Origin of the sequence: Alysiella crassa DSM 2578 (assembly GCF_000745955.1) — a bacterium.
In the GTDB taxonomy this organism is placed as follows: domain Bacteria; phylum Pseudomonadota; class Gammaproteobacteria; order Burkholderiales; family Neisseriaceae; genus Simonsiella; species Simonsiella crassa.
This window is the reverse complement of record NZ_JQKH01000018.1, coordinates 1-21,881: the sequence shown is the minus strand read 5'-3', so window position 1 is coordinate 21,881 and position 21,881 is coordinate 1. Positions and strand designations below refer to the sequence as shown.

Below are 21,881 nucleotides of genomic sequence, written 5' to 3'. Positions count from 1 at the left end.
CTGAAAACCATTTGTTTTTCAATACTGGGGCTCATGACAATTCGTTTCGCACCCAAATCGCACATTTTTGCCTTAAACTGCACGATTTTATCTGCAAAAACAACTTGCGAGCAAATTGTCAGTCGCCCCCAAACACGGTAGAATACGCGCGTTTTTTTCCAAACAAAACGAGAACAAATTATGGCGTTGATTGTACAAAAATACGGCGGCACTTCGGTGGGTTCTGCCGAGCGCATTAAAAATGTTGCCAATCGCGTGAAAAAAGCGCGCGATGAAGGTCATGATGTGGTGGTGGTCGTATCAGCGATGAGCGGCGAAACCAACCGTTTGGTGGCGTTGGCGCACGAAATGCAGGAATTCCCCGACCCACGCGAATTGGACGTGGTGTTGGCAACGGGCGAGCAAGTTACCATTGGTTTGCTGGCGATGGCGTTGAAAAACATCGGCGTGGACGCGAAAAGCTACACAGGCTGGCAGGTTGCCGTGAAAACCGACACCGCCCACACCAAAGCCCGTATTGAAGAAATTGACGGCGACAAAATGTTGGCAGATTTGAAAGCGGGTCGCGTGGTGATTGTGGCGGGTTTTCAAGGCATTAGCAGCGAGGGCGATATTGCTACTTTGGGACGCGGCGGTTCGGACACTTCGGCGGTGGCATTGGCAGCCGCATTAAAAGCAGACGAATGCCAAATCTACACCGATGTGGACGGCGTGTACACCACCGACCCACGCGTTGTCCCCGAAGCCAAACGCATGGACACCATCACATTTGAAGAAATGTTGGAATTGGCGAGCTTGGGCAGCAAGGTTTTGCAAATTCGTTCCGTAGAATTTGCGGGCAAATACCAAGTTCGTTTGCGCGTATTAAGCAGCCTGCAAGAGGGCGGCAACGGCACATTAATCACTTTTGAGGAAGACGAAAATATGGAAAGAGCAGTCGTATCAGGCATCGCCTTTGACAAAAACCAAGCACGCATCAATGTACGCGGCGTACCCGACAAACCCGGTATCGCCTACCAAATTTTGGGTGCGGTGGCAGACGCGAATATTGAAGTGGACATGATTATCCAAAATGTCGGCAACGAAGGCACAACCGATTTTTCATTCACCGTGCCACGCGGCGACTACAAACCCACTTTGGAATTGCTGGAGCAATTGAAAAACACCATTGGTGCAACCGAAGTGAGCGGCGATGATGCCGTATGCAAAGTGTCTATTGTGGGCTTGGGTATGCGTTCACATGTGGGCGTGGCTTCGGCGATGTTCCGCGCTTTGGCGGCGGAAAGCATCAATATTCAAATGATTTCCACGTCTGAAATCAAAGTGTCTGTGTTGATTGACGAGAAATATTTGGAATTGGCAACACGCGTGTTGCACAAAGAATTTGAGTTGGACAAATAAAAAATCATCTAGGCAGCCTGAAAACGAAATTTCAGGCTGCCCTTTGTTTATGCGCCCCAAAATGCCGTTTTCCACTTCAGGCTGCCTAAAAAGGGCTATTTTGTTGCAAAAAACCCGATTTTGTCGCATAAAAACCAAAAAACATAGCTTTTACCCTATTTTGTGCTTGCACTTGTTTTCAGGAATTGTTAAAGTAGTCAGCGCAACACGGAATGCCCGATATTCGGGCGTTTCAGCAACTTTTCTTCATTTTTTTAACTCATTTTTAACCCAACGGAAAGGGACTTTACATGAATAAGTCTGAATTAATTGATGCAATCGCCGAGAAATCTGGCTTGACCAAAACCGACGCTGGCAAAGCATTGGACGCTTTTACTTCTGTGGTAAAAGAAACTTTGCAAAAAGACGGCGACATCACTTTGGTGGGCTTTGGTTCATTCACAGTAGCTGAACGCGCTGAACGTCAAGGCTTGAACCCAAAAACCAAAGAGCCAATCACCATTCCAGCCGCTCGCGTGCCTAAATTCAAACCTGGTAAAGCATTGAAAGACGCTTTGTTGCCACAAGAAGGTGCGAAAAAAGCTCCTGCGAAAAAAGCAGCAAAAAAATAATCCAATCAATGTTTTAAAGCATAATCAGGCTGCCTGAAAATTCAGGCAGCCTGATTATCTGTTATTTTTAGATTGAATTTTTGCTTCAAAGTCAGCATAATGCGCGGCTTTGTTGAACACACATTTTTATTTGAGGTATGAAAACATGTCATTAAAAGACGAATTTAAGGCGTTTATTTTACGCGGTAATGTGATTGATTTGGCGGTGGGCGTGGTGATTGGTGCGTCTTTCGGCAATATCGTAAAATCTTTGGTGGACGATATTATTATGCCACCGATTGGTATTATTTTGGGTGGTATTGATTTTTCTAACTTTTTCTTGGTGCTGAAAGACGGCAAATTGCCCACACCCGAAGGCGGCTTCCCCACTTTGGCGGCGGCAAAAGAAGCGGGCGCGGTAACGATGAATATCGGTTCATTTATGAACACGATTTTGAGCTTTTTGATTGTCGCTTCTGCGATTTTCGTGGTGGTAAAAGTGGTGAACAAATTGCAAGACGCGGCAGTGAAAAAAGCGGAAGAAGAACCAGCCGCACCCGCCGAACCTTCAGAAGACATTGTTTTGTTGCGTGAAATCCGTGATGCTTTGGCGAAACGCGATTAATTGAGCATTCAATTTTCAGGCAGCCTGAAACGCGAAATGACGTTTCAGGCTGCCTATTTTTTGTTAAAATACAAATTTTTGCCATGTCTGAACACAAGCACTATATGACCCCAGCAGGTCATCAATCTTTGCAACAGGAATTGTATCAACTCGTCCATAAAGAACGCCCCGAAATCGTGCAAATCGTCAATTGGGCGGCGAGCAATGGCGACCGCAGCGAAAACGGCGATTATTTATATGGCAAACGCCGTATGCGCGAAATTGACCGCAGAATTCGTTTTCTAACCAAACGTTTGGAAGACGCACTGGTGATTGACCCCGAAACACGTGAATACACCGACCAAGTGTTTTTCGCCGCCACCGTAACGATTGAGCGCGGCGATGGCACAGAGCAAACAGTGAAAATTGTCGGCGAAGATGAAATTGACATGAACCAAAATAAAATTTCATGGAAATCGCCGCTTGCCCGTGCGCTGATTAAGGCGCGTGAAGGCGATTCGGTTTGGCTGAACACACCAAATGGGCGTGAGGAAATTATTATTTTGGTGGTTGAATACATTAAAATTGAGTAATGGTTTTTCAGGCTGCCTGCAAATTTATAGTGAATTCCATTTAAATCAGTACCGCGTTGCCAGCTTCCTTATGTACTATGTGTACACGGCGGTCGCTGTCGCCTTGTCCTGATTTAAATTGAATCCACTATATTTTATAAATTCAAAATAAAACAGAAAGTATTAAAAATGTCTAATCCCAATTTCACCCCTTTATTTGACCAACTCAACACCGTAATTCTAGGCAAACAAAATGTTTTAAAACAATTGGTTGCCTGTATTTTAGCAGGCGGACACGTTTTACTGGAAGACGTACCAGGGGTGGGCAAAACCACATTGGCAAGCAGTTTGGCGGCGGTGCTGGGTTTGCATTATCAGCGCGTGCAATTTACCAATGATATGCTGCCTGCTGATTTGTTGGGCGTAAACGTGTTTGCGCCGAATGAAGCGGCGTTTAAATTTCACCCCGGTCCTGTGTTCAACCAATTTGTGTTGGCGGACGAGATTAACCGCGCTTCGCCCAAAGTGCAATCCGCGCTGTTGGAAGCGATGGAAGAAGGGCAAGTGTCGGTGGACGGCAAAACTTATCGTCTGCCACAACCATTTTTGGTGGTGGCAACGCAAAATCCATCGGAGCAACTTGGCACATTCCCCTTGCCAGAAAGCCAGCTTGACCGCTTTATGATGCGTTTGAGCATGGGTTATCCTGTTGAAGAAGCTGAAAAAATGTTGTACCACATGGGCGACCGCCGCCAATTAGTCCCCCAAATTCAAGCAATTGCATCGCCCGAAATCTTGGCACAATGGCAAGCGCAAGTGCAGCAAGTTACCGTGTCCGAAGCGGTGGCGGCGTATATTTACCGTTTGGTGGCGGCAACGCGCCAAGCGGGGCGATTTGCGCTGGGTTTGAGTCCACGCGCAGGTTTAGCGGTGGCGAATGCGGCAAAAGCATGGGCGTTTTTGGACGGGCGCGATTTTGTCTTGCCCGAAGACGTGAAAGCGGTGTGGGTGTCGGTCGGCAACCACCGTTTGCAATCTTTGCAGCAACAAAACAGCAGCAAGGTTTTGGCGGAAATTTTGGAACAGGTGGCGGTGTGAGTTTCAGGCTGCCTTTCAGTACATAACAAAAATCACAGGTAGGGTGCGCCGTGCGCACCAAAATAATTGAATAATTTAAATATGACGGTAAATTTGGTGCGCACGGTGCACCCTACATTTATTTTGTCGCACATTGAAAGGCAGCCTGAAAATATAACCATGAATTATTTTTGTAAATTATTTATTGATTACCCCCAAAATATTGCTCAATTGGCTTCATTGATTGAATTATTTTTCAAACAAAAATTAGATAAACAACGCTATTTAGATACCACCATTTTTTCATTATCCCTATTGAAAAATAAAGAATTTCAACCAAAATCTGATGATTTTTTATTTTTTCCCATAATCATAGAAGTTGATTTACTCAATGAACAATACCATAGGGAATATATTGAACAGATTATTTTATTACTCAATTATTTGAATACATTCAATATTCAGATAATTGCAGCTTGTGATTTTGAAAATGAATTGCCACAAATAAACCGTTTCAGGCAGCCTGAAAATAAAATAAAATCATCATGAAAACAACCATTTACCAAACCCTACTCGCCACCGCAGTCGGCGATGCCTACGGTTTGCCCTATGAAAATCTCTCGCCGCGCCGCGCAAAAAAATGGTTGCGCCCACGCCGTTACGCGCTGCTGCCGTTTATTCACGGCGGCATGGTTTCGGACGACACCGAACACGCCGTTTTGACCGTGCAAGCCTACATCGCCAGCGCAGGCGAACCCAACGCGTTTCGGCGCAAATTGCGCGGACAATTGCGTGGGTGGCTGCTCGCTTTGCCCGTGAATTGTGGCATGGCTACGCTGAAAGGCTGCCTGAAAATCTGCTTGGGTTTGCAAAACACAGGCACTTGGTCGGCAGGTAATGGGGCGGCGATGCGCGCGCCCGTTTTGGGTATTTTATGCAATGATGTCAATCAGTTAGCCGAACTAGTCCACATCAGCACCGCCACCACCCACCGCGACCCACAAGCGGAACACGCCGCGTATGCGTTGGCATTGTTGGCGCACGCAGAATATTATTTGTCCAATCAATCAGTTGAACAAAAATCGGCATGGCTAGGCGAGCGCGTTCACGCCGATTTGTGGGCGCACATTCACGCCTACCAGCCCGACCCCAAACACGGCATTACGGGTTACGCCTATCACACGGTGGCGGCGGTGTTTCAGGCGTGGCAACAATTTCGGGATAATCCATTGGCAGGATTGGATTTTTTATGCGAATGCGGCGGCGACACCGACACCACTTGCGCCCTATTTGCGGGCGTGGTCGGCGGCAAACACGGCGCGACCCTGTTTGACGAAATGGCGGGCGCGTGGTGTGAACCTGTGTTACGCCCTGATTTTTTTGAACAATTAGCCACGCAAGCGGCACGCGTTGCCCAAACAAGGCAACCTGAAAAACCTGTACGCTGGGGCGGCGTGCGAACCATATTGCGAAACGCGGTGTTTGTGGTGATTGTGTTGGCACATTGTTTGCGGCGATTGTTGCCGCCGTATTGATTGGATTGAGTTTATTTTTTCAGGCTGCCTGAAGTATGATTTTTTTGGAAACCAAATGGCTTATTTTAAAGAAAAAGAAATTTTAACCATCGCCCAAGAAGGCACATTGTCCAACCGCCATATTTCCTTGCGCCCGACCAAATTGGCGGTGTCGCTGTTTGTGTTGAGCGCGGCGATTTGGCTGGGCGCGGTGAATTATCAGGTGAACGTGGCGTATGCCGTGTGTTTTTGGGTAGTGGGTTTTATTGGCGTGGCGGCATTGCTCACGCGACGGCAACTGCTTGGTTTGCAAATAGAATTGGCGTTTACCGATGAAGTGTTTGCAGGGCAAACGGCAGATGTGTTGATTCGTTTACACGGTGGCGCGGCACATCGGGCGCGTTTGCTGTGGTGGCGCGGCGAATACGCTCAAACCATTGATGAACATCAGGAAAACCAATTTACCGCATGGCAAAGTTTGCATATTTCAGGCAGCCTGAACGCACCCACCGAAACTATTTGGGCGATTCCGATTGTGCAACGCGGTTATTTTCCGCGCCCGCTTTTATTGAAATGGGCGACTTCTGCACCGTTTGGTTTGTTTCACGCCGAAGCGCGGGCGGAATGGCAATCCAGCGCGGTGGCGTTTGCCGCGCCCTTGCCGCACAACGATTTTGGTACCGCCGCCGAACCCGATGCCGAGCAAACGCCGCAACAAGCAGGCGCACACGGCGATGACATTGCCTATTTGAAAAACCACCAGCACGGCGCGAGTTTGCAACACATCGCGTGGAAAGTGTATGCCAAACGCGGCGAATTGATGGACAAAGTGTTTGATGAACCACCGCCAGCCGCCCACAGCGAAATCATTTCCTACCGCGATTATCCGCAGGGTACGCCTGTGGAAAAATTGGCGAGTTTGCTGACCTATCGCGTGTTGCAAGCGGATAAATTGGGTGCGCCCTACACGTTGGAATTGCCCAATTTAACGCTGACACCGCAAAATGGTTTGCGTGAGAAGTGTTTGAATGCGTTGGCGTTGATGTGATTTTTCAGGCTACCTGACAATACACGAAATTTTACCAACGCCAAAAATGTAGGGTGCGTACTACGCACCAAATCATTCAAACCATTTGGAATTTCGGTGCGTAATACGCACCCTACATGAGTTTTCTCATGTACCACAAGGCAGCCTGAAAACAATTAAACCCAATAATATGCAAAAATTCATACTTTTACGCGGACACGAAGGCTCGGGCAAATCCACTTTTGCCGCGCAACAAATCGCCCAATTTCAACGCGATTACCCCCACGCCCACATTGTCCACCTAGACAATGACCACGCCCTAACCGATGAACACGGCAACTATCATTTTGATTTTGAACAATTTTCCGCCGCCCACAAAATCAACCAAATCCGCCAAGCCGAAGCCTTTGCGCTGGGCAAACGCGAACCGCAGCGCGATATTCTCATTATCAACGCCAATCCCAATCAAAAAGCCAAAACCTGTTACGCCTTGATTGAATTGGCAAAAGCGCATGGTTTTGTGGTGGAAATTTATCGACTGCATAATTTTTTCCCAAATATTCATCAGGTTGCCGAAGAAGATGTATTGCGCGGTTATGCGCGGCTGAACGCCAATCCTGTGGATGGCGAAATCCATCTCCCAGCCGTGCGCGAAATGTCGGCGGCGCAATGGGCGGCGTTGGCACAACTTGACACAAAATAACGATTTTCCATGCCATAATCACATTTCAAGTGGCTTTCAGGCTGCCTGAATATTTTATTTATGGAGAAAATCATGCAAAAACAAATTCTTGCCATCACCCTACTCTGCGCCACACCACTGGTTCACGCGCAAAAACCCGCCGAAACGCTGCCACAAGTGTTACAAGAAACCATGCCACAAGTCGGTAGCTATGTTTTACAGAATACCGCCTTGATTTTACAGAAAATGAGCGGCTGCCTAACCTCCAAAAATGGGCAATTTGACCCCGAATGCGCCAACCAAACGGGCGAACAAGCCAGCAAGCAAATCGCGCAAATCTTAACCGCCCCCGAAACGCAGCCATGATTTCACGTAGCCGCCCACATTTGGAAAAAAGCGCGGGCGCATTGAGTCAGGCATTGGAAACGATTAGCGCGGACGTGTTTGGACAAAAAATTTGCACGCCATTTTCGCGCAATCGTGAAAACTGTGTTCACGAAATCATCCAATAAATCCATTATTTAACCTTATGAAAACCATCACATCGGTTCACAATGAACAGCTAAAATTATTAGCTAAATTAATACAATCTGCCAAATATCGCCGCGAACACCACGCTACAGTATTAGAAGGCACGCATTTATTAGACGCTTATTTAAACGCAAATTTATTGCCTAAACAAGTCTTTATTCCAACACAGCAATTTCACAAAACCGAAACGCAAAATATATTACGCAGGCTGCCTGAACACCACATCACGCTGGTGGAACAAGGCGCATTGGAAAAAATCAGCCAATTAATCAATGGTGAAGAAATCATGACTTGGGTGAATTTACCCGATTCAGGCAGCCTGAAAACGGCTGGCGACTGCATTGTATTGGAAAATGTGCAAGATTCGGGCAATATTGGCACAATCTTGCGCAGCGCAGCCGCCGCAGGGGTGAGCGAAATTGTATTAGGCAAAGGTTGTGCCGATGTGTGGTCGCCGAAAGTTTTACGCTCGGGCATGGGGGCGCATTTTTTGTTAAATGTGCATGAACGTGTGGATTTGGCGGCGTGGCGCGAGCAGTATCAGGGGCGCGTATTGGCGACTGCCTTGAGTGAATCCAAGCATTTTTCTTTGTATGACAAGGATTTGGATTTGCGCGAAGCTACAGCGTGGGTGTTTGGCAATGAAGGCGCAGGCGTGTCGCCCGAATTATTGGCAAAGGCGAGCGCGAGCGTGAAAATCCCAATGGTGGGCGCAACAGAATCCTTGAATGTGGCAATGGCGGCGACTGTTTGCCTGTTTGAGCAAATGCGGCAGCGTTTGAGTGGAGATTGATTTTGTCAATTTGCTAATTTCAGCGTACAATCATCAGCGAAACATTCAGGCAGCCTGAAACTTATTTTCGCTCCAACTTGAAAATGGTTCAGGCTGCCCCCAAATCATACATTACCCAATTAATTAACACACAGGAAAACACAAATGTCAGACGAAAGCCCCATCATCTTCACCGAAGCCTGCTGCACCAAAGTGGCGGATTTGATTGCCGAAGAAAATAACCCCGATTTAATGTTACGCGTTTTTGTGAACGGCGGCGGCTGTTCTGGTTTCCAATATGGTTTCACCTTTGACGAAATCAAAAACGATGACGATTTTGAAATCGTGAAAAATGGTTTAAAATTCCTTGTAGACCCAATGAGTTATCAATATTTAATCGGCGCAGAAATTGATTACACCGAAAGTTTGCAAGGTTCACAATTTGTGATTCGCAATCCAAATGCGGCAACCACTTGCGGTTGTGGCTCATCATTCTCGGTTTAATTCGGTTTGAATTGGCGATTGAAACAAGGCTGCCTGAAAACAACGCGTTTTCAGGCAGCCTTTTGTGGTATATAATATTGCCATTTCTTACTATTTCCGCAAAACCACATCATGAAAAAAATCATTATTGGCGGCGCAGTGCCTGTGGTGCTGGCCGCATTTCTTGGCACACCTTATTATTTTGGTATCAAAGCACAACAAAGCCTTGAAGAACAACATAAAATTTTATCTGATACTTTCTTTTTTGATGTTGTATCACACAATTACGAGCGCGGTTGGTTCAGTTCCAAAGAAACCACAGTGATTCGTTTCCACCCTACTTTGCTCAATAATTTGTCGGAGCAAATGCCCGCCAACATCAAAACCGTGTTGGAAAAAGAAATTACCATTGTAAACAATGTGAAACATGGTTTGTTTGCCGATGGTCTCACACCTGTTCGCGCTTCAGTTACCAGCGAATTTCAATTTGACCCTGAAGTTCAAAAAGTTTTATCACGCTTTTTCAATGATAAAACGCCTGTTACCATGAAAAACACAATTTATTTAAGTGGTAGCGGTAAATTGGAAACCAATGTTTCGCCATTTGAATACGAAGAATTGTCGGGCATTAAATTGGATTGGAAAGGCTTAAACAGCCAAATCAATTACAAAGCAGGTTTCAATGAATACAGCAGCCAATATACTGCGCCCTTGCTAAAAGCGATTTTGGCAGACAAAGGCGAAGTCATCATTGAAAACATCGCCATCAACAACACCACCGCCACAGGCAAAACAGGCGTGGATTTGGGCAGCACCGATGTGAAAGTGGATAAATTCAATGTGGCTTGGAAAGAAAGCATTGATTACAATATCCGCTTGAATGAATTGGTGAATATGGTTACCGATTTGCAAATCGGCGCGTTCATCAATCCAACTGGCACGATTGCGCCGTCCAACATCAGCGTGGAAAAATTGAGCTATCAATCGCAAACCAAAGAAAATGACGATGGTTTTGTGGACAGCGAGGGACATTTTCAGTTTGATAAACTACATTATGGTCCTGACCAATATGGTCCATTGGACGTGCATATTGGCGCGGAACATTTGGACGGTAAGAGTTTGACCGCATTGAAAAATCGCTGGCAACAAATCATTACCGAGCAAGTGCCTGAAGGTCAAGCACAAGACATGATTTTGGAAGCAGTACGTAAAGAAGGTGCAGGTTTATTTACCAATAACCCATTGTTTAAAATTAAAAAATTTGATTTTACTGCACCATCAGGGCATATTAAAGTAAACGGCGATGTAACCTTCAACGGCTTGCAACAAGCAGATTTGAACAACTTTAATTCTTTATTGCAAAAAATGAAGGCAAATGTGAATTTTGATATTTCTAACAAATTGTTAGAAGAATTTGCCATCAGCCAAGCACGCGGCTTGTTCGCTACCGAAGACCCTGCCGCCAATGCGGAAAATGCCGACCCGAAAGCTTTGGAAGATGTGAACCAAACCATTCGTTTAATGGTGTCTAGCACCATCAACAGTTTGACGGAAGAAGGCTATTTGAAACAAAGCAATAACGCCATTCAAACCAATGTATTATTGGAAAACAATGAAGTGAAACTGAACGGCAAAGTCTTCACCATTCAATCTGATGAAGAAATTTTGGCAAACATTGAAGCAGACGATGAACCCAAAGCGGCTTCCGCAGCGCAATAAATGGGTATAAAATAAAAATCACGGTTAATCATAATAGTTTGATTAACCGTGATTTTTTGTTTTCAGGCTGCCTGAAAATTATCCGCGCATACGGCGCAACACTTCTTCTTTGCCAATCAAAGCCAACACCGCGTCCACGCTCGGCGTTTTCGCTGTACCACACACCGCCAAACGCAAAGGCATACCCAATTTACCCATCTTAATCCCTTCTTCATCGCAAAATGGCTTGAACAAATCGTGAATGCTTTCCGCCGTCCAAGTGTCCAATTGCGCCAATTTATCGGCAAAACGCTGCATACGCGCTGCCGCGTCTTCGTCCCAATGCTTCGCCACATCGGCTTCATCGGGCGTGGCTTTCACATAGAAATAAGCACATTCATTCGCCAATGCCGCCAAATCTTGGGCGCGGTCTTTCACCAATGCAATCACGTCTGCCAATTTCAGGCTGCCTGAAACATCAATCCCTTTGTTTTTCAAACGCTTTTCTACCAAATCAGCTAAACGCGTATTGTCTGCCACTTTGATGTGTTCGCCATTAATCCACAGCAATTTTTTACCGTCCATGCGGCTAGGACTGGCAGAAACATCTTTCAAATCAAACCATTGAACAAATTGTTCCATTGTGAAAAATTCATCATCGCCATGCGCCCAACCCAGTCGCGCCAAATAATTCAACATGGCTTCGGGCAAAATGCCCATGTCATCGTATTCGGTAATCGCCACCGTATCGCCACTGCGTTTAGAGATTTTTTTGCCTTGCTCATTCAAAATCATGGGCAAATGCGCGTATTCAGGCGGCGTTGTACCCAAAGCCTTGAAAATATTGATTTGTTTGGGCGTATTGTTTACATGGTCATCGCCGCGAATAACGTGCGTGATGCCCATATCAAAATCGTCCACCACCACGCAGAAATTGTAGGTTGGCGTACCATCAGCGCGGGCGATAATCAAATCGTCCAGCGCAGAATTGGGAATGCTGATTTCGCCTTTCACCAAATCCGTCCACACGGTTACGCCGTCCAATGGGTTTTTGAAACGAATCACGGGTTCAACGCCCGCAGGGATTTCAGGCAGCGTTTTGCCCGCTTCGGGTCGCCAACGGCGGTCGTAAGTCGCCGTGCCTTCGCGTTCGGCGCGTTCACGCATTTCGGCGAGTTCTTCTTTGGAACAATAGCAGGGGTAGGCGTGCCCTTGTTCAACTAATTGTTTAATCAGGACTTTATAGCGGTCAAAATTTTTGGATTGGTAAACAATATTGTTGGCATTGTCGGGCGATAATCCGACCCAATCCATGCCTTGCAAAATAATATCTACGGATTCTTGCGTGGAGCGTTCCAAATCGGTGTCTTCAATACGCAATAAAAATTCGCCTTGATGATGTTTGGCAAAAGCCCATGAATACAAGGCAGTACGCACACCGCCAATGTGTAAATAACCTGTGGGGCTGGGGGCAAAACGGGTTTTAATGGTCATTTTTAAAGTCTCTTTTCAGTAAAATTATTTTTTAAGGGAAAATAGGTTTCAGGCTGCCTGAAAATCATTCAGCCAATGCGTAGGGTGCGCCGTGCGCACCAATTTAAACACAAAACTTAATTTTTTCATGGATTTGGTGCGCACGGCGCACCCTACATTTGAGTACAGGCAGCCTGAAAAAATCAATCACACAAAGCGCACCACCACAAAATCGCCAATAAAATCATTGCCAACATTTGCGCGGCTGAACCCACGTCTTTGGCGATTTTGGCGCGGGGGCGTTTGTCCAAAGAAATATCGTCCACAATCGCTTCCAGTCCTGTGTTAAACAATTCCACAATCAGCGACAGAAACGAGCCAGCAATCAATATCATGCGCACACTGTTTTCCAAATCCAGCCAAAAAGCCAGCAAAATCAATACGCCGTTTAACACCAGCAATTGACGAAACGCCGCTTCGTGGCGAAAGGCAGCCTGAAGCCCGTCTTTGGAATAGCCTGCCGCATTGATAATGCGGCGTACGCCTGTTTTTCCTTTTAAATCATTACTTTGAAAATCATTCGGTTTCACGTTTGCTGTTCCATTTGGTTTCAAAAGTTTGCGGGGCGGTGGGTTTGTGGGCGTATTTACGCGCGAGTTTTTGGGCACGTTGATACCATGCGCGGGCAATTACTGGGCTGGGTTCATGGCTGCTGGCATAACGCAAGCGTATGTATTCTTGAATTAAATTATCCAAATCTTCAGGCAGCCTGTTTTGTGCGGCGAGTTCGGCGCGAAATTCGGTTGGGGCAAGGCTGGCGAGTTTGCCAAAATCTTTGCCCAATACGCGGCGTTTTAACAGGATAAAGCCATGTTCCAACGGCAAAATATCGTTTGAACGTGAACGCCGCCACCACAGCCAAAGCGGTATCAGCGCAATCGCCACGCCGCCGCCCATCACAATCATGATGGCTAAAGGCGTTACGCGTTCAAAACCCAAATAGCTAAACAGGGTTTGTTGGCGATTGCTGTCGTAGTCCACAATCCACGCTTGCCAGTAGTATCGCCCTTGGTCTAAATAACGGGTAAAAGCGTTGTTTTTAATGGAAATACCTGATTCATCGCCCAACAAGGCTTCGTCTATGCTGCCGTCAATGCGGTTGGCGGCAACGGCGGAAGTGGGGTCCACGCGTTTCCAAACTTGTTTTTCAGGCAGCCATACTTCTGCCCACGCGTGCGCGTCTTTGCTGCGGATTTGCCAGAAGCCGCCTTCTTCGTTAAATTCACCACCTTGATAGCCGACCACGACACGCGCTGGCAGCCCCGCCGCACGCATTAACATCACAAACGCATCTGAATAGTGTTCACAAAAACCTTGTTTGCTGCTGAAAATAAATTCATCGGTGGTATTGGCACTATTCAATAATGGCGGTTTTAATGTATAAGCAAAACCTTGTTTTTTAAAATATAAATAAGCAGCCTGAATGTATTGTTCGGCATTACCACCCGATTCTTGCCACAATCGTTGTGCCAATGCGCGGGTGCGCGGATTTAGGTTTTCAGGCAGCCTTGTGTAACGTTGTTGAAAAAATTGGTCTAATTTATGCGGCAATTCATCGCTAATGCTGGAACGCAAGGTAAACCGCCGTACCCCCGCCCGACTGAACACACGCACCATATCGCCCGCTTCACGCCGCAAACCGCGCTGATGATTGGTGTCCAATGGATAATCCAAGGCAGGAATGCGCCCTTTATCGTCTTCCATCATAATATTGTAGCGCACCACGCGATGACGATTGTCTTCCACAGGTATGGCGGAATCCATAAATTCACGCACCGCTTGCCATTCGCTACCGTTGTGGTTTGCCAATATCATCACGCGCCAATACAAATCGCGTTGTTGTGGCACATAGCCGTCTTCAAAAGTAACGGAAAACACGGGTTCATTGCTTTCCACCAAATCGCTAATGCTGCCGGGTTTCATGGTATCGGACATGCCTGTGGTGGCTTGTCGCTCATTTTGGATTTGCGGCATGCCCCAAAACGGCGTTTCGCGGCGCGGCATACCCACAAACAGCATTACCATAGGCAGCAATGCCAACAAAAAACCCACCAAACTATTCTTCAAGGCAGCCTGAAAACTCAAATCGTTTAACATTGCCAACGATACCGCCATCAACACCAAACACAGCACCGTCCACAAGCCCATCAATAGACCTTGGTCAAACAAAATCGCCGCCGCCAGCAAAAACATCATCGCCAAAATCAGCACCTGCCAATCACGGCGCGTTTTGCCTTCAAACGATTTGAGCAGCGACAACATCAGCAAAAACGCCGCGCCACCACCCAAACCAATTACCGTTCCCAATTGCTGCCACACCAACGCGGTCATGCCCACCATCAAAATCATCAATTGCCACGTTTTCAGCGCATACACGCCTATCATCAACAAACCCAGTCGCAGCAATAAGAAAAACACAAACACGCCAATCACGCCCCACGGCAATTGCGTTGCCAAAGGCGCAGACACGGCGGTTAAAGCCCCCATCGTCAGCAGCATGGATTTCAGGTCGGGGGTAGAATTGAGATAAGTCGGTTGGACAATCAACATATGAATGGTGTATGAAATAAATCGTGAACAGAGATTATAACATTTTTATGCGCAACGCATTTTCAGGCAGCCTGAACAGCTTATTCAGCAAATAATCCCACACCACACGAAATTAAATTACAAAAATACCAATCATCACCCCATAATCTGCCAAATAGATAGGATTTTGACAAAACTTAACCTATATTTTATTATGTTCACTTTCAGGCAGCCTGAAAGCATGATTGATTGACAAGCGTACGGCTGCGGTTTTCTATTCACATCGCAAAGGATTTCACCATGAAACCCGAAATTATTGCCCTAAACGGCTACTACACCCTAATCGCCGCAACCATCGTGTTGCTGATTGGGCGTTTGCTGGTTCAACGAATCAAATTTTTCCAAAATTTCAATATTCCCGAGCCTGTGGCAGGGGGTTTATTGGCAGCGTTTATTTTGTCTATTGTTTACAGCACCACAGGGCATTCATTTGCCATTGAAAAACCTTTGCAAGACGCGTTTATGTTGATTTTCTTTGCGTCTATTGGTTTGTCGGCTGATTTTTCGCGTTTGAAACAAGGCGGCATGCCATTGGTGATTTTTTTGGTAATTGTGAGCGTGTTCATTGTCATTCAAAACCTTGTAGGTGTCGGCATGGCAAGCGCAATGGGGCAAAACCCCTTGTTTGGCTTAATCACGGGCTCCATCACACTCACGGGCGGACACGGCACAGGCGCAGCCTACGGCAAAATTTTGACGGAACGCTACGGCATTGCCAATGCCACCGACATCGCCATGATTGCGGCGACTTATGGTTTAGTATCGGGTGGTTTGATTGGGGGACCTGTGGCGCGCCGTTTGGTGAACAAAATGGGGCGCAAACCCGTTGAACAAACCGTTGAAGTAGACAGCAAAGGCAGCTACGACAACCAAACTTTTGAAAGTGCAGGTCATCAACGCTTGATTACCGCCACTTCTGCAATTGAAACGATGGCGATGTTTGCGGCGTGTTTGGCGTTCTCGTCTATCATGATCAAAACATTCCCTGATTTCAAATTGCCGCAATTTGTGTGGGCATTGGGTTTTGGCGTGGTGTTGCGTAATGTGCTGACGACTGTATTCAAATTTGATATGTTTGACCGTGCAATTGACGTGTTTGGCAATGCGTCTTTGAGCCTGTTTTTGGCGATGGCACTGATGAGCATGAAATTATGGCAATTGGCAGACATGGCAGGTCCAATGCTGGCGATTTTAGCTGTACAAACTGTTGTGATGATTTTCTATGCCTACTGGGTTACCGCACGATTCATGGGCAATGACTATGACGCCGCAGTACTGGCAGCAGGACATTGCGGCTTTGGCTTGGGTGCTACCCCAACCGCCGTTGCCAATATGCAATCCATCACCAACACATTTGGTTCATCACACAAAGCCTTTTTGATTGTGCCATTGGTGGGTGCGTTCTTTATTGATTTGGTAAACATGGCAATCCTAGACCGTATGATGGCTTGGTTTGGTACTGCTTTATAATTTCCATTCAGGCAGCCTGAAAGAAATTCAGGCTGCCTTTATGTACACAATTCTCTACATCAAACATACTGAAAACACATTCGCCGATGAAAAACACCACACATCGGCGATTTTTTTGTTATGATAGCCGCATTCATTTTTGACTAAAATTAGGACAGTTCTCCATGAATAAAAAACATTTTGCCTTAAGTTTCATCAGCGTTTTGGTTGCTGTGGCTTGCTCGCCCAAAGAAGAGCAAAAAACCGAAAAAAAACCCGCCGCCGCCACCGCTTCAGGCTGCCGCCACCCATCTTTAGCCACGCAACTACACACCGATTTGAAAGCGGCTATCCAATCTGAAACCAACAAATTCATTCAAAATGACACCAATCAATTTGTTGATGCCGACAAAATCACCGCCGCCGCCGACCAATTAAAAGTAACCATCAACGGCACGCAAGACAAAGACGGTCAATGTCGCAGCAAATTAAGCATTGTCATTCCACAAAATGTGCAAAAAGTCGCCAGCACCAACGCGCCTTTGGTGGGCATTTCACAATACGACACGATTATTGAAGAACGCATGGGCAGCGCAAATTTCCAATTCAACGGCAGTACCTTAACCTTGCCCATTAATTTTACCGTCAAAGGCGACCCCATCAGCGTTACCCAAACCGATGACGCATTCCAAACCGCTGCCACCGCTTTAACCAGTGCCCTACTGCCCTATGGTGTCAAAGAAAATGTAACCATTGAAGGCAGAAGCATGACACGCGACATGGCATTGCAAGCAGTGCAAATGAATGGCGGCAAAATCCCGACCGCCCCAAGCACAGAATCCACTCAAGCCAACAAACCAACAGAACAAGAAAACACAAACACCGAAAACGAAACAGAAAATAAACCCAAAACCGAAGTCGCACAACAGCCTAAACCACCTGTGGTAACACCCAAACCAAGCGAAATCACACGTGTAACGCCGCCCGCTACACCACCGAAACCCGTTGAATCACCAGAACAAAAAGCCTTGCGTGAAGCCAAAATCGCCGAAGCCAAAGCCAAATTAGCCGCCGAAAAAGCAGCAGAAAAAGCCGCCAAAGCCAAAGCCGCTCGTGAAGCCGCCGAAGCCGCCAAACTCCGCGCCGCCACCGAAGCGAAAAAAGACACCACACCCAAGCAGCCTGAAATTCAACGCGATTTCACCAAAGCACAACAGCCACCACTCACGCCCAATCGCACACCGTCTGCCAACACGCAAGACGATGATGAATTGGAAAGCGTACGCAAAGCCCATCGCAATGCCGACCAAGAAATCAAATCTTCTTGGAAAAAAATCAGCCCTGAAATCCAAAAAGAGCTGGTGGAAGAGCAAAAATCTTGGGAAAAACAACGCAATCAGCGTTGCCGTCAAGCGGCGGCTGGCGCGGGCAGCGAAGCAGAAGCCAACAAATTGTATATGCAATGCGATACGCGCATGACCAAAGAACGCGTGAAAAATTTGGAAGGCTACAGCATTCCATAATCTTGATTTAATGATATAAATTGATTTTCAGGCTGCCTTTTCATTTGACTGACCTAAAATGTAGGGTGCGTACCACGCACCAAATGATTCCAATAATGCGGAATTTCGGTGCGTCATACGCCCCCATGAATTTTATTGCACAATCAATAAAGGCAGCCTGAAAACTTGTTTACCCAAATAGGCGGATAATCTTATCCGCCTTTTTTTCATTCCAATACGCAATTATCGCCAAAATTCACATAATTTAATCTCCCCCAATCTTTCAGGCAGCCTGAAACATTGATACAATCCCCCCCTTTACCGTTCTCACAAAAAAATCAAAATGAATTTAGAAACTTGGATTGGCTTGCGCTATCTACGCGCCAAAAAACGGAGCGGCTTTATGTCGTTTATTTCCATGATTTCAATGGTTGGTATCACGCTGGGCGTGGTGGTGCTGATACTGGTCTTGTCGGTGGTCAACGGTTTCCAAAAAGAAATTCGCGGACAACTGCTCAATGTCGCTCCCCACGCCGAAATGGGCTATATTCAAGCCGATGAACATGAAACATGGCGCGATTTACAAAAACTCGTTGCCAATCAAAACGGTGTTGCCGCCACTGCGCCGTATGTGGCGGGACAGGCTTTGCTGGCGAGTTCGGGCGAAGTGCGTGGCGCACAATTGCGCGGCGTATTACCCGAACAGGAAAATCAAGTGATTGATTATGCAAAAGATATGCTTGCAGGCAGCCTGAACGATTTGAAAGCCGATGAATTTGGCATTGTGCTGGGCGAAGGTTTGGCGGAAAACATTGGCGCGGAAATGGGCGGCAAAATCACCGTCATCACGCCCGAAGGCAATGTTACCCCTGCTGGTGTCGTGCCGCGTTTGAAACAATTTAATGTGGTCGGCATCATCAAAACGGGCGTGGACGAAGCCGATAATGCCCTTGCCATCACCCATTTGGAAGACGCGCAAAAATTATACCGTTTGGGCAACGAAGGCGTGGCATTGCGACTCAAATTGCAAGACCCACAAAACGCCCCAGCCGTCATGCAAAAACTCATTCCCGACAGCCAATTGGAAAAACTGTGGGTGCGCAATTGGACAGACAATAATCGCAGCTATTTCAATGCTGTAGAAATGGAAAAACGCTTGCTCACGCTCTTATTGACCTGCATTATTATTGTTGCCGTGTTCAATTTGGTGTCATCGCTGGTGATGGCAGTAACGGAAAAACAATCTGACATCGCCATTTTGCGCACTTTGGGCATGTCGCCGCGTGGCGTGATGAATATTTTTATTGTGCAAGGCATGGTGGCGGGCGTGTTGGGTACATTTTTTGGCGTGATTTTCGGTTTACTGTTGGCGTGGAAAATTGGCGTGATTGTGGCGTTTGTGGAACAAATGTTTGGCGTACAACTTGTATCCGCAAAAGTTTATTTTATCAATTATTTACCTAGCGACATTCAGGCTGCCGATGTGATTAGCGTGGCGGTGATTTCGCTGATTTTGTCCTTTTTAGCCACCATTTACCCCAGCTTAAGTGCTGCCAAAACCCAACCTGCGGAAGCCTTACGTTATGAATAAAATCATTTCCTGCCAACAAGTTAGCAAAACCTACCAAGACGGTACATTGAGCGTAGAAGTGTTGCGCGATTTAAATATTGACGTACACGCTGGCGAAAGTGTCAGCATTATCGGCGCATCGGGCAGCGGCAAATCCACGCTGCTGCACATTTTGGGCGGCTTAGATAAACCCACATCGGGCAAAGTAGAACTGATGGGGCAAAATTTAGGCAGCCTGAACCAAGCACAACTGGGACAATTACGCAATCAACATCTTGGTTTTGTGTACCAATTTCACCATTTGCTTGCCGAATTCAGCGCATTGGAAAACGTGATGATGCCCCTACTCATCGGCAAAATGTCCAAAGCCGAAGCCGAAGCACAAGCCGCCGCCATGCTGGAACGCGTGGGGCTGAAACAACGCTTGCTGCACCGCCCCACCGAATTATCGGGTGGGGAACGCCAACGCGCCGCCATTGCCCGCGCTTTGGTGAAAAAACCCGCGTGCATACTCGCCGATGAACCAACGGGCAATCTTGACCGCAAAAACGCGTTGAATATTTTGGACATGATGTTGGAGCTGAAAAACGAATTGGGTACCGCTTTGGTGGTGGTTACCCATGACGATGAATTGGCGATGCGTTTTGAACGCGTTTTGACGATGAATGATGGTGGTTTGCGCCCCTTTCAGGCAGCCTGAAAACGCGTATTTAGAACCTGTGTTCGTAAGATTGATGGCTTGATTTTATTGACAATTCTTGCGAATACAAGGCGGTTTTTTGTGCCAATATTGAAATATTGGCATGAAAAACCAACGCAGTAGGCGCATGAAGTGGCGATAAAAGCAAGCTATTAAGATTATGAACACAGGTTCTTATATTCAAATAAATAATATTTTTAGAGAAAACAAAAAAATGCCCATTTACCCATAAATAATCCTTGCCAAAATTCGGGCAAATGGGCATAATAGCAGCTTCTTCAGCCGGTGTAGCTCAGTTGGTAGAGCACCTGACTTGTAATCAGGGGGTCGCGAGTTCGATTCCTGCCGCCGGCACCAAATTAAAAATCCCAGCTTTTTTAAGCTGGGATTTTTGTATATTTTCAGGCTGCCTGAAAACAAACATCAATCAATAACTGGCGCAACGAAAACCCATATTTTTCACCGTATAATTTGCCTGCACGCTGGTGCGCATGCCGTAGCGCATAAACGCGGCGTAATCGCTGGGGTCGGTGCTGTTTGCCGTACCGCCACCGCAAAACAAACTGCTGTTTGCCGTGCCTGCGTTGAGCAAGCTGCTGTTAAAATCTTCCGTCCACTCCCAAATCAAGCCATGCATATCGTGTACGCCGTAAAAATTTGGCTTACCCGCGCCCACATTACGCAAACCGCGTTTACCGCCTTCCGCATACCAATCCAAAATCACGCGACTGTAATTGGGCTCGCTACTTCCATCTTTCGCTTTTTCAGAAGCCAAACCTGTGAATTCCCATTCATCAATGGTCGGTAAACGCTTACCTTGCGCCCGACAATAAGCATTGGCGGCAAACCATGACACATAGGTAACGGGATGTTTCAATTGGGCAGCTTTGGGCGCGAAACTATTGCTGCCATTTTGTTCCCAATGTTTCAAATAATTCGCATCAGATTGACGATTGCTCACTGTACCTCGTTGCCATTGCGGATTTTTGCGTACAAACTCCAAAAATTCGGCATTGGTAATCGGGTATTTGTCAATTTTGAATGATTTGACGGGGGTTTTGGGCATATTTTTCTTTAAATATAAGGGGCGGTACTCGCCACCTTGTATGCTTGCCATCTCATTCGCCGCCCACAGGCTGCCTGAAGCGCTCAACGCCACCACGCTCAAAATCATTTTGTGAATAAAATTCATGATTTGTGTTCCTTTTTGGTTTATTTTTTTGTTAAATTTGGCGGCGGTCATGGTTTCAGGCTGCCTTTCAGTACACGACAAAAAATCGGACGACCTGTTTTGGGTTTGAAAAATAGTCCAAAGTTGCCATCATCAACATGGCAGCTTTGGCAAGCTGCTCTAAACCAACACGAAAAATACCTTGCGATAAACGTTCATGAGATTTAGGTTTAATCGGATTCAGTGCATGTTGCCAACGCCCGATAACATAAGCCCAAGCCAATGTAACTGCCAGAATCGCAAACAACTTTTCCATTTTAACAGGGTCAGTCATGTGCGTGGCTTCCAAGTCAAAACCGCGTTTTTTCAGGCAGCTAAACAGCATTTCAATTTGCCAGCGCTGACGGTATTTATCC

24 protein-coding genes and 1 tRNA gene are annotated in these 21,881 nt (G+C 46.6%); 20 read left to right on the top strand and 5 right to left on the bottom strand.

Features of this window, described 5'->3' with window-relative positions:
- Window positions 1-180: 180 nt before the first annotated feature.
- The 14 genes from Q338_RS04505 to Q338_RS04445 all read left to right on the top strand — a co-directional run bounded on the left by Q338_RS04505 (window position 181) and on the right by Q338_RS04445 (window position 10,972).
- On the top strand, window positions 181-1,401 hold the full coding sequence (locus tag Q338_RS04505) for an aspartate kinase (RefSeq protein ID WP_034292452.1): 1,221 nt from the start codon (window positions 181-183) through the stop codon (window positions 1,399-1,401).
- A gap of 290 nt (window positions 1,402-1,691) precedes the next feature.
- Window positions 1,692-2,012 carry an HU family DNA-binding protein gene (locus tag Q338_RS04500; RefSeq protein ID WP_034292450.1) on the top strand — a complete coding sequence of 107 codons (321 nt, stop codon included), beginning with the start codon at window positions 1,692-1,694 and terminating at the stop codon, window positions 2,010-2,012.
- 145 nt (window positions 2,013-2,157) lie between these two features.
- A complete protein-coding gene (mscL, locus tag Q338_RS04495) occupies window positions 2,158-2,616 on the top strand; it encodes a large conductance mechanosensitive channel protein MscL (protein WP_034292446.1) in 459 nt (152 codons plus the stop codon).
- A gap of 83 nt (window positions 2,617-2,699) precedes the next feature.
- A complete protein-coding gene (greB, locus tag Q338_RS04490) occupies window positions 2,700-3,188 on the top strand; it encodes a transcription elongation factor GreB (RefSeq protein ID WP_034292443.1) in 489 nt (162 codons plus the stop codon).
- A 168-nt stretch (window positions 3,189-3,356) separates the two neighbouring features.
- Window positions 3,357-4,265, top strand: coding sequence for an AAA family ATPase (locus Q338_RS04485; protein ID WP_034292441.1), 909 nt, complete (start codon window positions 3,357-3,359; stop codon window positions 4,263-4,265).
- A gap of 81 nt (window positions 4,266-4,346) precedes the next feature.
- Window positions 4,347-4,793: a hypothetical protein gene (locus Q338_RS04480; protein WP_034292439.1), complete on the top strand. Its 447-nt coding sequence runs from the start codon at window positions 4,347-4,349 to the stop codon at window positions 4,791-4,793.
- Window positions 4,790-5,779 (top strand): ADP-ribosylglycohydrolase family protein, encoded by a 990-nt coding sequence (locus tag Q338_RS04475; RefSeq protein ID WP_034292437.1) that lies wholly within the window; start codon window positions 4,790-4,792, stop codon window positions 5,777-5,779. The genes Q338_RS04480 and Q338_RS04475 overlap by 4 nt, the downstream gene beginning before the upstream one ends.
- 55 nt (window positions 5,780-5,834) lie before the next feature.
- The gene (locus Q338_RS04470) at window positions 5,835-6,806 is read left to right on the top strand and encodes a DUF58 domain-containing protein (RefSeq protein ID WP_034292435.1); all 972 of its coding nucleotides are present in this window, start codon (window positions 5,835-5,837) and stop codon (window positions 6,804-6,806) included.
- An 85-nt stretch (window positions 6,807-6,891) separates the two neighbouring features.
- Entirely contained in the window at window positions 6,892-7,488 is a 597-nt protein-coding gene (locus tag Q338_RS04465; protein WP_248784403.1) for an ATP-binding protein, read from the top strand.
- Window positions 7,489-7,560: 72 nt separating this feature from the next.
- The gene (locus Q338_RS04460) at window positions 7,561-7,833 is read left to right on the top strand and encodes a hypothetical protein (protein WP_034292431.1); all 273 of its coding nucleotides are present in this window, start codon (window positions 7,561-7,563) and stop codon (window positions 7,831-7,833) included.
- Window positions 7,830-7,979, top strand: a complete 150-nt coding sequence (locus tag Q338_RS14375) for a hypothetical protein (protein WP_156961034.1) — start codon at window positions 7,830-7,832, stop codon at window positions 7,977-7,979. The genes Q338_RS04460 and Q338_RS14375 overlap by 4 nt, the downstream gene beginning before the upstream one ends.
- Before the next feature lie 17 nt (window positions 7,980-7,996).
- Window positions 7,997-8,791: a TrmH family RNA methyltransferase gene (locus tag Q338_RS04455; RefSeq protein WP_034292428.1), complete on the top strand. Its 795-nt coding sequence runs from the start codon at window positions 7,997-7,999 to the stop codon at window positions 8,789-8,791.
- Between the two features lie 144 nt (window positions 8,792-8,935).
- Window positions 8,936-9,274 (top strand): iron-sulfur cluster insertion protein ErpA, encoded by a 339-nt coding sequence (gene erpA, locus Q338_RS04450; protein ID WP_034292426.1) that lies wholly within the window; start codon window positions 8,936-8,938, stop codon window positions 9,272-9,274.
- A 111-nt stretch (window positions 9,275-9,385) separates the two neighbouring features.
- Window positions 9,386-10,972 (top strand): YdgA family protein, encoded by a 1,587-nt coding sequence (locus tag Q338_RS04445; RefSeq protein ID WP_034292424.1) that lies wholly within the window; start codon window positions 9,386-9,388, stop codon window positions 10,970-10,972.
- Window positions 10,973-11,050: 78 nt separating this feature from the next.
- Here Q338_RS04445 and gltX read toward each other — a convergent pair whose 3' ends face one another.
- The 3 genes from gltX to Q338_RS04430 form a co-directional block, all read right to left on the bottom strand.
- A complete protein-coding gene (gene gltX / locus Q338_RS04440; protein ID WP_034292422.1) occupies window positions 11,051-12,445 on the bottom strand; it encodes a glutamate--tRNA ligase in 1,395 nt (464 codons plus the stop codon).
- Between the two features lie 182 nt (window positions 12,446-12,627).
- Window positions 12,628-13,014: a diacylglycerol kinase gene (locus Q338_RS04435; protein ID WP_034292415.1), complete on the bottom strand. Its 387-nt coding sequence runs from the start codon at window positions 13,012-13,014 to the stop codon at window positions 12,628-12,630.
- Window positions 13,001-15,034, bottom strand: coding sequence for a transglutaminase family protein (locus tag Q338_RS04430; protein ID WP_051968484.1), 2,034 nt, complete (start codon window positions 15,032-15,034; stop codon window positions 13,001-13,003). Before Q338_RS04430 ends, Q338_RS04435 begins: the two co-directional genes overlap by 14 nt.
- 279 nt (window positions 15,035-15,313) lie before the next feature.
- Here Q338_RS04430 and gltS point away from each other — a divergent pair, with 279 nt between their 5' ends.
- The 6 genes from gltS to Q338_RS04405 all read left to right on the top strand — a co-directional run bounded on the left by gltS (window position 15,314) and on the right by Q338_RS04405 (window position 20,651).
- The gene (gene gltS, locus Q338_RS04425) at window positions 15,314-16,543 is read left to right on the top strand and encodes a sodium/glutamate symporter (protein WP_034292413.1); all 1,230 of its coding nucleotides are present in this window, start codon (window positions 15,314-15,316) and stop codon (window positions 16,541-16,543) included.
- Window positions 16,527-16,667, top strand: a complete 141-nt coding sequence (locus Q338_RS14370; RefSeq protein WP_156961033.1) for a hypothetical protein — start codon at window positions 16,527-16,529, stop codon at window positions 16,665-16,667. The genes gltS and Q338_RS14370 overlap by 17 nt, the downstream gene beginning before the upstream one ends.
- Before the next feature lie 40 nt (window positions 16,668-16,707).
- Window positions 16,708-18,045 carry a lysozyme inhibitor LprI family protein gene (locus tag Q338_RS04420; protein ID WP_034292411.1) on the top strand — a complete coding sequence of 446 codons (1,338 nt, stop codon included), beginning with the start codon at window positions 16,708-16,710 and terminating at the stop codon, window positions 18,043-18,045.
- A 322-nt stretch (window positions 18,046-18,367) separates the two neighbouring features.
- Window positions 18,368-19,615, top strand: coding sequence for a lipoprotein-releasing ABC transporter permease subunit (locus Q338_RS04415; protein WP_034292409.1), 1,248 nt, complete (start codon window positions 18,368-18,370; stop codon window positions 19,613-19,615).
- On the top strand, window positions 19,608-20,294 hold the full coding sequence (gene lolD / locus Q338_RS04410; RefSeq protein WP_034292407.1) for a lipoprotein-releasing ABC transporter ATP-binding protein LolD: 687 nt from the start codon (window positions 19,608-19,610) through the stop codon (window positions 20,292-20,294). The genes Q338_RS04415 and lolD overlap by 8 nt, the downstream gene beginning before the upstream one ends.
- 281 nt (window positions 20,295-20,575) lie before the next feature.
- Window positions 20,576-20,651, top strand: a tRNA-Thr gene (locus tag Q338_RS04405).
- Window positions 20,652-20,721: 70 nt separating this feature from the next.
- Here the strand turns inward: Q338_RS04405 and Q338_RS04400 are convergent.
- Together Q338_RS04400 and Q338_RS04395 are read right to left on the bottom strand one after the other, a co-directional pair.
- Window positions 20,722-21,486 (bottom strand): formylglycine-generating enzyme family protein, encoded by a 765-nt coding sequence (locus Q338_RS04400; protein WP_034292468.1) that lies wholly within the window; start codon window positions 21,484-21,486, stop codon window positions 20,722-20,724.
- Between the two features lie 67 nt (window positions 21,487-21,553).
- Window positions 21,554-21,881 (bottom strand): transposase (locus tag Q338_RS04395; protein ID WP_034292405.1); only part of this gene is annotated, 328 nt, incomplete at its 5' end.

What these genes read in the sequence shown, in the direction of transcription:
- Q338_RS04505 (WP_034292452.1), top strand. Translation starts at nt 181, where the DNA reads ATGGCGTTGATTGTACAAAAATACGGCGGCACTTCGGTGGGTTCTGCC.
- Q338_RS04500 (WP_034292450.1), top strand. Translation starts at nt 1,692, where the DNA reads ATGAATAAGTCTGAATTAATTGATGCAATCGCCGAGAAATCTGGCTTG.
- mscL (WP_034292446.1), top strand. Translation starts at nt 2,158, where the DNA reads ATGTCATTAAAAGACGAATTTAAGGCGTTTATTTTACGCGGTAATGTG.
- greB (WP_034292443.1), top strand. Translation starts at nt 2,700, where the DNA reads ATGTCTGAACACAAGCACTATATGACCCCAGCAGGTCATCAATCTTTG.
- Q338_RS04485 (WP_034292441.1), top strand. Translation starts at nt 3,357, where the DNA reads ATGTCTAATCCCAATTTCACCCCTTTATTTGACCAACTCAACACCGTA.
- Q338_RS04480 (WP_034292439.1), top strand. Translation starts at nt 4,347, where the DNA reads ATGACGGTAAATTTGGTGCGCACGGTGCACCCTACATTTATTTTGTCG.
- Q338_RS04475 (WP_034292437.1), top strand. Translation starts at nt 4,790, where the DNA reads ATGAAAACAACCATTTACCAAACCCTACTCGCCACCGCAGTCGGCGAT.
- Q338_RS04470 (WP_034292435.1), top strand. Translation starts at nt 5,835, where the DNA reads ATGGCTTATTTTAAAGAAAAAGAAATTTTAACCATCGCCCAAGAAGGC.
- Q338_RS04460 (WP_034292431.1), top strand. Translation starts at nt 7,561, where the DNA reads ATGCAAAAACAAATTCTTGCCATCACCCTACTCTGCGCCACACCACTG.
- Q338_RS14375 (WP_156961034.1), top strand. Translation starts at nt 7,830, where the DNA reads ATGATTTCACGTAGCCGCCCACATTTGGAAAAAAGCGCGGGCGCATTG.
- Q338_RS04455 (WP_034292428.1), top strand. Translation starts at nt 7,997, where the DNA reads ATGAAAACCATCACATCGGTTCACAATGAACAGCTAAAATTATTAGCT.
- erpA (WP_034292426.1), top strand. Translation starts at nt 8,936, where the DNA reads ATGTCAGACGAAAGCCCCATCATCTTCACCGAAGCCTGCTGCACCAAA.
- Q338_RS04445 (WP_034292424.1), top strand. Translation starts at nt 9,386, where the DNA reads ATGAAAAAAATCATTATTGGCGGCGCAGTGCCTGTGGTGCTGGCCGCA.
- gltX (WP_034292422.1), bottom strand. Translation starts at nt 12,445, where the DNA reads ATGACCATTAAAACCCGTTTTGCCCCCAGCCCCACAGGTTATTTACAC.
- Q338_RS04430 (WP_051968484.1), bottom strand. Translation starts at nt 15,034, where the DNA reads ATGTTGATTGTCCAACCGACTTATCTCAATTCTACCCCCGACCTGAAA.
- gltS (WP_034292413.1), top strand. Translation starts at nt 15,314, where the DNA reads ATGAAACCCGAAATTATTGCCCTAAACGGCTACTACACCCTAATCGCC.
- Q338_RS04420 (WP_034292411.1), top strand. Translation starts at nt 16,708, where the DNA reads ATGAATAAAAAACATTTTGCCTTAAGTTTCATCAGCGTTTTGGTTGCT.
- Q338_RS04415 (WP_034292409.1), top strand. Translation starts at nt 18,368, where the DNA reads ATGAATTTAGAAACTTGGATTGGCTTGCGCTATCTACGCGCCAAAAAA.
- lolD (WP_034292407.1), top strand. Translation starts at nt 19,608, where the DNA reads ATGAATAAAATCATTTCCTGCCAACAAGTTAGCAAAACCTACCAAGAC.
- Q338_RS04400 (WP_034292468.1), bottom strand. Translation starts at nt 21,486, where the DNA reads ATGAATTTTATTCACAAAATGATTTTGAGCGTGGTGGCGTTGAGCGCT.